Origin of the sequence: Nocardia sp. NPDC051911, from assembly GCF_040681035.1 — a bacterium.
GTDB classification, from domain to species: domain Bacteria; phylum Actinomycetota; class Actinomycetes; order Mycobacteriales; family Mycobacteriaceae; genus Nocardia; species Nocardia sichangensis.
The window spans coordinates 154,060-164,218 of the sequence record NZ_JBFAXY010000017.1 but is presented as its reverse complement, the minus strand read 5'-3'; the positions used below and the strand labels follow the sequence as shown (position 1 = coordinate 164,218).

Sequence of the window (10,159 nt, the reverse complement as noted above, 5' to 3'; positions counted from 1 at the left end):
CTAGACAGCTCCACTTCACAGCCGGAGGCCTTCACCTGTCAGCCGGACTCACCACAGTGAGTAGGCCGGACAACCTCCCTGGACATCACAGCTAGTCGGCGCGAACCTCGCCGCGGTCCCCGCTCCACAGCGTGTGGAACTTGCCTTCGGCGTCCACCCGCTCGTAGGTGTGCGCACCGAAGAAATCACGCTGCCCCTGGGTGAGCGCGGCCGGGAGACGCTCGGCGCGCAGGGCGTCGTAGTAGGACAGCGACGAAGCGAACGCGGGCACCGGAATGCCGAGCAGCGTCGCGGTGGCCACGACGCGGCGCCAGCTGTCGATGGCCGTCTCGATCGCCTCACGGAAGTACGGTGCGAGAAGCAAGCTCGGCAGCGCCGGGTTCTCGTCGTAGGCGTCCTTGATCCGGTTGAGGAACCGGGCGCGGATGATGCAGCCGCCACGCCAGATCGTCGCGAGATCACCCGGGCGCAAGTTCCAGTCGTATTCGGCGCTGCCCGCGGCGATCTGGTCGAAGCCCTGCGCGTAGGCGACCACCTTCGAGGCGTAGAGCGCCTGCCGGATGTCCTCGGTGAACCGCTCCACGTCGGTGGGCTTGTCGGCCAGCCGTCCGGAAGCCAGACCCCGCGCGGCCTTTCGCTGCTCGCGCGAACCGGACAGCGCCCGCGCGAACACCGCTTCGGCGATTCCGGTCACCGGCACGCCGAGGTCGAGCGCGGACTTCACCGTCCAGCGCCCGGTGCCCTTCTGCTCCGCCGCGTCGACGATCACGTCGACCAGCGGCTTGCCCGTCTTCGCGTCGACCTGGTTCAGCACCTCGGCGGTGATCTCGACCAGGTAGCTCTCCAGGTCGCCGGAGTTCCACTGGGTGAATACGTCCGCGATCTGTTTGGCGTCGAAACCGAGCGCGTCGCGGAACAGGTGGTAGGCCTCACCGATCAACTGCATGTCGGCGTACTCGATGCCGTTGTGCACCATCTTGACGAAATGTCCGGAGCCGTCCGGGCCGATGTGGGTGCAGCAGGGCGTTCCGTCGACCTTCGCCGCGATGGATTCCAGCAGCGGCCCGAGCGAGTCGTAGGACTCCTTGGGGCCGCCGGGCATGATCGCGGGGCCGTTGAGGGCGCCCTCCTCGCCCCCGGAGATCCCCGCTCCGACGAAGTTCAGCCCGCGCTCGCGCATCGCGGCTTCCCGCCGAATGGTGTCGGTGTAGAGGGCGTTTCCACCATCGATGATGATGTCGCCCGGCTCCATCGCGTCCGCGAGTTCCTCGATGACCGCGTCGGTCGCGGCGCCTGCCTTCACCATGATGAGCACCCGGCGCGGCTTCTCCAGCGCGGCGACGAACTCCTCGATCGTTTCGGTCCGCACGAAGTCGCCGTCGTCGCCGTGGGCCTCGAGCAGTGCGTCGGTCTTGGCGATGCTGCGGTTGTGCAGCGCAACGGTATAGCCGTTCCTGGCGAAGTTCCGTGCGATGTTGCTACCCATGACCGCCAGACCGGTGACCCCGATCTGTGCGCGCGCTGTAGAGGTCGGCATCAATCAGCTCTCTTCGTTCGGCAGGGCGGCGCGTCCGCGCGAAGCTGTTCGGCGGCGGCATCGTGGCGTCCGTTCCACGACGCTTCAGACCTTACCCACCCCGCCGGTGCGGGCTCGGAGCGCATCACGAGCCGCTCACGTGACCATACGGGCGTCGGCGCGTACGCGACTTCACGTCCCGGCCGGCACGGGACCGGAGACCAACCGGTCACGAATCTCGGCGAACGCGTCGACCAACTGGTGGATGCCCGGCGTCTCCACGGGAAAATGCCCCGCCGCGTCGAGCACGACCAGGCGTTTGGGAGCGGCGATCCGATCGAAGAACGACTGGCTCAGCGCCAAGGGCGTCCACCGATCGGCGCCGGGGTGAACCAGCCATACGGGGCAGGAGGTGAAATCCTCCGGTTCGAGACCGGGATCGGACCGCAGATAGGTTCGCAGGAATCCCAGTGGCATCCAGGCGCCACCGCCGTGGGGATCGGCCGAGACGACCCGGGTCAGCTCGGGATCGTTCGATATCGCGGACATATTCGCGAGCAACCGCATCGGGATTCGCAGATCGTCGATCGCGGGCACCAGCAACCGTGTTCCGTACCGACCCAGCCACGGGCGACGGGCGACCGCCGCGCGAACTCGCGCCAGCCGTGGGTCGAGCAGACAAGTGGCCGCGAGCGCGTCCACCATGCCGGTGCGGGCCGCCACCGTGTACGCCAGCATCCCGCCCACGCTCGCCCCCACCAGCACCAACGGCCGCGAATCCGCCGCCTTGACCGCACGGACCAGATCGTCGACGCAGTCCACCCAGTCCGCATACCGGATCGCGCGGGACGACGGGACGCGGGTGTGGCCGTAGCCGGGCAGGTCGGGGACCCGCACGTCGAAACCGCGCGCCGCCGCCAGCGCCGCGAACGGCCACATCGCCGCGGCATGACCACCGGCGCCGTGGATCAAGATCATCCGAACGTCCGCGTCCGGCCGGTGGACCCGTTCGATGTGGACTTGATGGCCGCGCCACGACCAAGTGCTCGACTGGGGCCGAAAATCCCAGCTCCGGCGTAGGTCGTCGGGGAGAAAGGCGAGGTAAGAAGCGTGCATGTGACAATAATTCGAGCAATCCTCGGTTTTGCCAACTCGACTTCAGGACGCCATGTCGACACCCAGGAAAATCCCGCGCCAGCAGCGGTCGGAGTTCACCTTCGACGCGATCCTCGACGCCGCTGCTCGACTTTTCCAGCAGCACGGTTACGCCGCGACGACGACCAACAAGATCGCCGAACTCGCCGGCGTCTCCATCGGCACCCTCTATCACTACGTCCCCGACAAGGACGCACTGCTCTACTCACTCGCCGAACGGCACCTGCGGCACGCTTCCCAGGCGCTGCTGGAAACGGCCGGGCGCCTGCGTGCCGAACAGCCGCCTCTGGTCGACACCATCCGGCAACTGGTCGTCGCCGTGACGCGGTTGCACACGGCTCAACCGGAGATGCACCGGCTGCTCTTCGATCAGGCCCCTCGCACCGCCGCGGGTGTCGAACGCCTCCGACAACTCGAACGGGTCCTCGCCGACGAAGTGGAATTCCATCTGCGCCGCCTCGAGGTCGGCGGCGACGACCCGGGGTTGACGGCGTTGCTGCTCGTACAGGCGGTGGAGGCGCAGATCCACGGCGCGGTCCTCGATCCGCCGCCCGGCCGCACCGCCGACGAATGCGGCCGGGCGATCATCGATCTCTGGACCCGGGCGCTCACGCCGCCCGCCGACCCCGGCCGGGCGGCGGCCGAGTCATCGCGAATCGGCCACCAGTGACCCGGCGCCGAGACCGCCCGCGATCAGCGCATCCGCTCCCCGGTCACCGTAAGCGATGCGCTCGAGCAGATCCAGCGCCTCGCCGACCTTGTGCAACTCACCCGTCCGCAAACTCTCCGACAACGCTTGCGCCAGCGCGTCGTTCGCGGACGCTTGATGTCCGCACACCCACGCGCGGCCTTCGTCGGTGAGAGTCAGATTCACCCGGCGTCCGTCGTTCGGGTCGCGCACACCGATGATCAGACCCTGGTCGCGCAAGCCGTCGACCACGTTGCGCATCGTCTGCGGCCGCAGCATCTCCAGCCGCGCCAAGTCGACCGCGGCCATGGCGCCGTATCGGTGCAGCCGTCCCAGGACCGCCCACTGCGTCGCGGACAGCCGCCGTTCGTCGGGATCTCTCCGGGCGCGCCGCAGGATGACGGTCGTCGCAATGCGCAGCCGGGCCGCGATGGTGGACAGTGCTGTGGCGTCCGCGGTGTCAGCGCTCACGGGCGGGCTCCCTCTGCTTACCTGGTGGGACAACGATCCCCGGGCTGGTGATAGCTGCGGGAAGCCTACTCGACAGTAGGACATCGGCGTGGCCCGTGACGAAATCGTCATACGGACCGGTGGCCGCGACAGATCCCCACGGCCCACCAGCTATCGGGTCGACCCCGGGGGGCGGCCCGATAGCTGGTGCGGACCGCCCGATGCGCGACACTGACCGCGATGGGCACACAGGCGAACAGCGGACAACCACGGCGGAGACCACCGCATCGACGCGAGATGATCCTGGCCGCCGCGGTCGACGCCTTCACGCACGGCGGCTATTACGGCACGACGATGGCCGACATCGCGGCTGCGGTGGGCATCTCGGCGACGGCGTTGTATCGACACTTCCGCAACAAACAGCAACTTTTGGGCCAATGCCTGCTGGTCGGCCTCGACGACACCTTGAACCGGCTGGACGCCGCATATCGCGCCGATGACTCCGGCGGCGCGGTAACGGCGGAGTTGGTCCGGGTCGCGCTGGAGTTGCGCGGCCTGCCGCGGCTGTGGCAACTGGAGTTCCGCAATCTGACCGCCGCCGACAAGACCGCGGTGCTCGTCCGCGCCGCACGGCTCACCCGCTACCTACGACACACGATCCACTTACGCCGACCCGAACTGAGCACGGCCGATGTCGAATTGCTGAGCTGGTGCGTGCTGTCGATCGCGGTCAGCCCCTCCTATCACCGCGCCGAGTTGCCCGCGCCGGCCGCCGCGCAAGTGCTCGACGCCGCCGTCGCGGCGGTGATCACGACCCGGATGCCCGAACACCCGAACGGCCACGCGCCGAGCCGGCCACCGCGCACCGAGATCGGCAACACCGCACTGGACCGAGCGCTGCGCTCGGAGCGAATGCTCGCCGAGGCGGCGCGGCTGTTCAGCACCCGCGGTTACGCCGCGGTGGGCATCGAGGACATCGGTGCGGCCGTCGGCGTCACCGGACCCGCCCTGTATCACCATTTCTCCAGCAAGGCGGAGTTGCTGGACCAGATCGTCCGGCGCCAGGACGAGTGGCTCCGACTGCTGCTCGCCCGGGCGATCGCAGAGGGACGCAGCGCCGAGGAGTCCCTGCGCTCGCTCATGCGCAGCTTCGCGCAATTGGGCGTCGACGAACCCGACCTCTTGGCGATCACGGTCAGCGAGACCCGGCATCTTCCTGGCGACGGGGTGCAGCGCTACCGGAGGGTGCGCCTCGACGGCATCGCCCAGTGGGCCCGCATGCTGCAGGCGGTGCGGCCGGATCTATCCGCGCCCGTCGCGCGGGTGCTCAGCCGCGCGATCGTCACCGTCGTCATCGATGCCGTACGCAATCCCCGCTTCCGGCGGCGCGCCGATCTCGTCGACGTCCTCGTAGCCATCGGGGAGCGGATCGAAACGGCGGGAAATCCCGGCCGCACCCCCTCGCAGTGATTTATACCACTTAGCGAGCATTAACTTAGCTGCGCCAATTACGTGCTAGCAGCGGATTGAATGCCGTTGGACATCCGACCATCTACTTAGTGGTTATTAACATAAGATTGCTTTCGCGTCATCGGTGCCGCACAGTGTGCCGTGGGTGAGCACCTATCCGTGCGCCCGCCGAATCCCTCGCCGGTACACCGGCCGTTTCTCGAAAGGCCCTGGCTCGTGAGCCATTACAAGAGCAACGTGCGTGACCTCGAGTTCAATTTGTTCGAGGTGTACGGACTCGACGACATCCTGCGGACCGGAGCGTTCGGGGACCTGGACGGCGACACCGTGCGATCGATGCTGGCGGAGGCCGCGCGCCTGGCCGAAGGGCCGGTCGCCGAACCGTATGCCGAAACCGACCGCAACCCGCCGGTTTTCGATCCGGCCACCCACTCGGTCAGCCTGCCGAAGTCGTTCAAGAAGGCGGTGCGCGCCTGGTACGACGCCGAATGGTGGCGCGTCGGCAAGTCCGAGGCGGTCGGCGGAGTGCCCGCCCCCTCGATGGTCAGCTGGGCCATCAGCGAATTCGTGCTCGGGGCGCAGCCCGCGGCCTACATGTATCTGACCGGGCCGATGATGGCCCACATCATCGACGGCATCGGCACCGAGCAGCAGCGGCGCTGGGCGCGATTCATCACCGAACTCAACTGGGGCGCCACCATGGTGCTGACCGAGCCCGACGCCGGTTCCGACGTCGGCGCCGGTCGCACCAAGGCGATCGAGCAGGAAGACGGCACCTGGCACATCGAGGGCGTGAAGCGGTTCATCACCTCCGCCGACGCCGACGACCTGTTCGGCAACATCGCCCACCTGGTGCTGGCTCGCCCCGAGGGCGCGGGACCGGGCACCAAGGGCCTGTCGCTGTTCTTCGTACCGAAGTTCCACTTCGACCACGAGACCGGTGAGCTGGGCGACCGCAACGGCGTCTTCGTCACCAACGTCGAGCACAAGATGGGCCTGAAAGCGTCCGCCACCTGTGAGCTCACCTTCGGCGGCCACGGCATCCCGGCCAAGGGCTGGCTGGTCGGCGAGGTGCACAACGGCATCGCGCAGATGTTCCACGTCATCGAGGAAGCTCGGATGATGGTGGGCACCAAGGCCATCGCCACCTTGTCGACCGGCTACCTCAATGCCCTCGAATACGCGAAGAGCCGGGTGCAGGGCAGCGATCTGACCCAGATGGCGGACAAGTCCGCACCGAAGGTGACCATCACCCGGCACCCCGACGTGCGCCGGTCGCTGATGATGCAGAAGGCCTACGCCGAAGGCCTGCGCGCGGTATACCTGTACACCGCCGGTCACCAGAACGACGTTATCGCGCAGCACATCTCGGGGGCGGATGCCGAGCTGGCCGCGCGGGTCAACGACCTGCTGCTTCCGATCGTCAAGGGCGTCGGCTCGGAGCGGGCCTACCAGTACCTGACCGAGTCGCTGCAGACCCTGGGCGGTTCGGGCTTCCTGCAGGACTACCCGATCGAGCAGTACATCCGCGACGCGAAGATCGACTCGCTGTACGAGGGCACCACCGCGATCCAGGCGCAGGACTTCTTCTTCCGCAAGATCGCCCGCGATCGCGGCGTCGCGCTCGCGCACATCGCGGGCAAGATCCGGGACACGGCGCAATCCGGCGTGGGCAACGGCAGGCTCAAGACCGAGAAGGTGCTGCTGGCCACCGCGCTGGAGGATGTCCAGGACATGGCGGGCCGATTCACTCAGCACCTGATCGCCGCCCAGCAGCAACCCACCGAGTTGTACAAGATCGGACTGAATTCCGTCCGGTTCCTGCTCGCCGTCGGCGATCTCCTCATCGCCTGGCGTCTGATCGTCGCCGCCGAGATCGCCGCCGCGGCCTTGGATGCCGAGCCGGGCGGCGGAGACCGCGCTTTCTATGAGGGCAAGATCGCCGTCGCGTCGTTCTTCGCCAAAACTGTCCTGCCGCACCTCAGCGCGGAATGGTCGGTCATCTCCGACGTCGACATCAGCGTCATGGATCTCGACGAAGCCGCGTTCTGACACCCTCGGCGATCACCGTCGCACCGGCCGCCGCATCCGACGATGCGGCGGCCGGTCGGCTTCCGCCACTGACAGTCGCGCCCGCGTCGTCTAGCATTTGACTCACGTCGCGATAGCGGATGGGCGAGGAACCGATATCGGACGCTCCGGTGGCGTCGACTTCCGACGATGAGGACCCACCCGGCTCCGCGGCAGTACTTGATTGCGCAGTGCCACCGCGGCACCGCTCGTCGACGCAGTGGCATCGCACGCGTTCATTCGGACAACCAGGCTGGCGGTGTCCAGTCCATCCGCAGGACGGAGGGCGGGTAGATGTCACTGGAAGAATACAAACGGGGAACGGCTTTTCCCGGAATCATCGGGCGAACGACGGATGTGTCGAAACCCGCATGGCCGCAACCGGTACGGGCGGCTCCCGGCGCACCGAACTTGGTGTTCATCGTGCTCGACGACACCGGATTCGGACAGCTCGGGTGTTACGGCAGTCCCATTTCCACGCCGCATTTCGACGCGTTGGCCGCAGGCGGACTGCTGTACAACAATATGCACACCACCGCGTTGTGCTCACCGTCGCGTTCCTGTCTCATCACCGGGCGTAATCATCACGCCAACGCCATGGCGGGCATCACGGAGATCGCCACCGGGTATCCGGGCTACAACGGCAATATTCCATTCGAGAACGGATTCCTCTCGGAGATGCTGTTACAGCGCGGCTACAACACCTACATGGTCGGCAAATGGCATCTGGTGCCGTCGGAGCAGGAATCCGCCGCAGGCCCCTACGATCGTTGGCCGCTCGGGCGGGGCTTCGAGCGGTTCTACGGCTTCCTCGGCGGCGACACCAGCCAGTGGTATCCGGATCTGGTCCACGACAACCATCAGGTCGAGCCGCCCGCCACCCCGGAAGACGGCTACCACCTGACCGCCGATCTGGTGGACAAGGCGATCTCCTTCATCGCCGGTGCCAAACAGGTCGCTCCGGACAAGCCGTTCTTCTTGAACTTCTGCACCGGCGCCACACACGCGCCGCACCACGTGCCGAGGGAGTGGGCGGACCGTTACCGCGGCCGATTCGACGGCGGCTGGGACGCCTATCGCGAATACACGTTCGACCGGCAGCGCGAGCTCGGTATCGTACCACCGGACGCGCGGCTTTCCCGCCGTGATCCGGATGTGCCCGAATGGGCCGCGCTGTCCGCCGACGCACGCCGCCTGGCGGCACGAATGATGGAGGTCTACGCCGGATTCCTCACCCACACAGACCACCACATCGGACGACTGCTCGACTTCCTCGACCAGATCGGGGAGCTCGACAACACCCTGCTCATGCTCGTGTCCGACAACGGCGCCAGTCCGGAGGGCGGGGTCACCGGAACCACGAACGAACTGCAATTCTTCAACAACGCCCCGGAACCGATCGAGGACAGCCTGCGCGCCATCGACGAGCTGGGCGGTCCGACCACGTTCAACCACTATCCGTGGGGTTGGACCTGGGCGGGCAATACTCCCTTCCGGCGGTGGAAGCGCGAAACCTACCGCGGCGGCGTCAGCGATCCCTTCCTGGTCCACTGGCCTCGGGGCATCACCGCACAGGGCGAGATCCGAACCCAGTACGCGCACCTGATCGACGTCGTTCCCACCGTTCTCGACGCTTTCGGCCTCGAACCGCCGGTCACCATCAGGGGCGTATCCCAGTCCCCCTTGCACGGTGTCGGTTTCGCCCACACTTTCGACGATTCCACCGCCGCGACCCGGCACCACACGCAGTATTTCGAAATGCTCGGCCACCGAGCCATCGACCACAACGGCTGGCGGGCCGTGTGCCCCTGGCCGGGCCCGTCCTTCGCCGAAGCGGACCGGCCGTTCGGCACGCCGATCACGGCCGATGACCTCGGCCGGCTCGACGCCGACGATTGGGAGCTCTACCACGTCGCCGAGGACTTCGCCGAGACCCATGACCTCGCCGCTGAACGTCGAGACAAGCTCAACGAGATGATCGCCCTGTGGTATGTGGAAGCAGGCCGCTACGACGTGCTGCCGATCGACGGCAGCGGGTTGCAACGCCTGCTCGCCGAGCGCCCGCAGATCACGCCCGCGCAGACCCGATACACCCTGCGCCCGGACACCGAGACGCTGCCTGCGGCCGTCTCGCCGCGGGTGCTGAACCGCCCGCACAGCGTCACCGCCGAAGTGGAGATCCCGTCCGGCGGCGCCGAGGGCGTCTTGCTGTGCCAGGGCACCAATGCCGGAGGCTGGACCTTCTTCGTCGCAGACGGCCACTTGCACTACGCCCACAACTACGTGCGGCGCACCGTGCACCGCGTCGCCTCGACACGAACCATCCCGGAAGGCCGCCACGAATTGCGCTTCGAGTTCGAACCCACCGGCGCACCGGATTTCGGCAACGGCAAGGGCACCCCTGGCACCGCCCGGCTCTACATCGACCGCAGCCCGGCAGGCGAAGCCGATTTCCCGTTCATCACGCCGGTCGCGTTCAACCCCGGTGGGATGACCTGCGGCGCCAACCCGGGCTCCGCGGTGGTGCCCGACTACCGGCCGCCCTTCCGGTTCACCGGCACGTTGCGCACGGTCGTCGTGGATCTGTCCGGAGAACTGACGACGGACGCCAAGAGCGAGATGCGCATGCACATGGCTCGGCAGTAACCGACACCGTGCCCGCCGCGCTTTCTAGCACCCGGGTCGTCGCCACACCCGCGACCGTGGGATCCGGCTGTTCTCGACAGCGCGCGGGAAGGCGGCGATCCGGCACGGGAACAGCCTGGGAGAGTATCCGCAGGCTGGACCCGTGCCGAGATGGAGCAAGACGG

General features: G+C 67.3%; 7 protein-coding genes. 4 read left to right on the top strand and 3 right to left on the bottom strand.

The annotated features are described in order from the left end of the window. Nucleotides 1-91 precede the first annotated feature (91 nt). Together gndA and AB0L97_RS22010 are read right to left on the bottom strand one after the other, a co-directional pair. Nucleotides 92-1,537: an NADP-dependent phosphogluconate dehydrogenase gene (gndA, locus tag AB0L97_RS22015; protein ID WP_364432393.1), complete on the bottom strand. Its 1,446-nt coding sequence runs from the start codon at nt 1,535-1,537 to the stop codon at nt 92-94. Nucleotides 1,538-1,708: 171 nt separating this feature from the next. Then, nucleotides 1,709-2,494, bottom strand: coding sequence for an alpha/beta hydrolase (locus tag AB0L97_RS22010; RefSeq protein WP_364432390.1), 786 nt, complete (start codon nt 2,492-2,494; stop codon nt 1,709-1,711). A 190-nt stretch (nt 2,495-2,684) separates the two neighbouring features. Here AB0L97_RS22010 and AB0L97_RS22005 point away from each other — a divergent pair, with 190 nt between their 5' ends. Beyond that, nucleotides 2,685-3,341 (top strand): TetR/AcrR family transcriptional regulator, encoded by a 657-nt coding sequence (locus tag AB0L97_RS22005; RefSeq protein WP_356965770.1) that lies wholly within the window; start codon nt 2,685-2,687, stop codon nt 3,339-3,341. Here the strand turns inward: AB0L97_RS22005 and AB0L97_RS22000 are convergent. Next, entirely contained in the window at nt 3,318-3,830 is a 513-nt protein-coding gene (locus AB0L97_RS22000; protein ID WP_355075348.1) for a MarR family transcriptional regulator, read from the bottom strand. The two genes, AB0L97_RS22005 and AB0L97_RS22000, sit on opposite strands and share 24 nt — an antisense overlap. 219 nt (nt 3,831-4,049) lie before the next feature. Between AB0L97_RS22000 and AB0L97_RS21995 the strand changes: the two genes are divergently transcribed. The 3 genes from AB0L97_RS21995 (at nt 4,050) to AB0L97_RS21985 (ending at nt 9,995) form a co-directional block, all read left to right on the top strand. Then, nucleotides 4,050-5,279: a TetR/AcrR family transcriptional regulator gene (locus tag AB0L97_RS21995; RefSeq protein WP_355075346.1), complete on the top strand. Its 1,230-nt coding sequence runs from the start codon at nt 4,050-4,052 to the stop codon at nt 5,277-5,279. Between the two features lie 216 nt (nt 5,280-5,495). Beyond that, nucleotides 5,496-7,331, top strand: coding sequence for an acyl-CoA dehydrogenase (locus tag AB0L97_RS21990; RefSeq protein WP_364432384.1), 1,836 nt, complete (start codon nt 5,496-5,498; stop codon nt 7,329-7,331). Between the two features lie 312 nt (nt 7,332-7,643). Next, entirely contained in the window at nt 7,644-9,995 is a 2,352-nt protein-coding gene (locus AB0L97_RS21985) for an arylsulfatase (protein WP_364432381.1), read from the top strand. Nucleotides 9,996-10,159: the final 164 nt, after the last annotated feature.